Here is a 1,103-nt window from a genome sequence, read left to right on the forward strand (position 1 = left end):
GAACACCCCGCGCTACAGCGCCTGCGGAACCTCCGTTTCCATCAGACCGACAACGCGAACGTGCTCGCCTACAGCAAGAGCACGGGCGAGGACACGGTCATCGTGGTCGTCAATCTCGACCCGCGTCACACCCAGGAGGCCACGGTCTCGCTGGACATGCCGCAACTCGGCCTGGACCCGCACGCCGACCTGTCCGTCCACGACGAGCTGACAGGGGAGACCTACCACTGGGGCAGGACCAATTACGTGCGGCTGGAGCCCGGCCGGGCGCCCGCGCACGTACTCCACGTCGGGCGCCCCGCGCCCCAGATCGGAGGGCCCTCGGCGACATGACTGTCAACGACCCCGTGCTGGACACTTTTGAGGACACCCCCGCCAAGGACCGGGACCCGGAGTGGTTCAAACGCGCCGTCTTCTACGAGGTGCTGGTCCGCTCCTTCCAGGACAGCGACGGCGACGGCATCGGTGACCTGAAGGGGCTCACCTCCAAGCTCGACTACCTCCAGTGGCTCGGCGTGGACTGCCTCTGGCTCCCGCCGTTCTTCAAGTCGCCGCTGCGCGACGGCGGTTACGACGTCTCGGACTACACCTCGGTGCTGCCCGAGTTCGGGGACCTCGCGGACTTCGTGGAGTTCGTGGACGCCGCCCACCAGCGCGGCATGCGCATCATCATCGACTTCGTCATGAACCACACGAGTGATCAGCACCCGTGGTTCCAGGAGTCCCGCAAGGACCCCGACGGCCCCTACGGCGACTTCTACATGTGGGCCGACGACGACCAGCAGTACCAGGACGCCCGGATCATCTTCGTGGACACCGAGGCGTCCAACTGGACCTACGACCCGGTGCGGCAGCAGTACTACTTCCACCGGTTCTTCTCGCACCAGCCCGACCTGAACTACGAGAACCCGGCCGTCCAGGAGGAGATCCTCGCGGCCCTGAAGTTCTGGCTGGACCTCGGCATCGACGGGTTCCGGCTGGACGCGGTCCCCTACCTCTACGCCGAGGAGGGCACCAACTGCGAGAACCTGCCCGCCACGCACACCTTCCTCAAGCGGGTCCGGCGCGAGATCGACGCCCAGTACCCGGACACCGTCCTGCTG

Annotated in this window: 2 protein-coding genes; both read left to right on the forward strand. The window is 66.5% G+C overall.

All coding sequences use genetic code 11. The features are described 5' to 3' along the window. Nucleotides 1–333: alpha-glucosidase C-terminal domain-containing protein (locus KUM39_RS27910; protein ID WP_217788565.1), on the forward strand; the 333-nt coding region annotated here is incomplete at its 5' end. Beyond that, nucleotides 330–1,103: alpha-amylase family glycosyl hydrolase (locus tag KUM39_RS27915; RefSeq protein WP_246620839.1), on the forward strand; the 774-nt coding region annotated here is incomplete at its 3' end. The genes KUM39_RS27910 and KUM39_RS27915, both read left to right, overlap by 4 nt.

Source organism: Streptomyces corallincola, assembly GCF_019104725.1.
Taxonomy (GTDB): Bacteria; Actinomycetota; Actinomycetes; order Streptomycetales; family Streptomycetaceae; genus Streptomyces; species Streptomyces corallincola.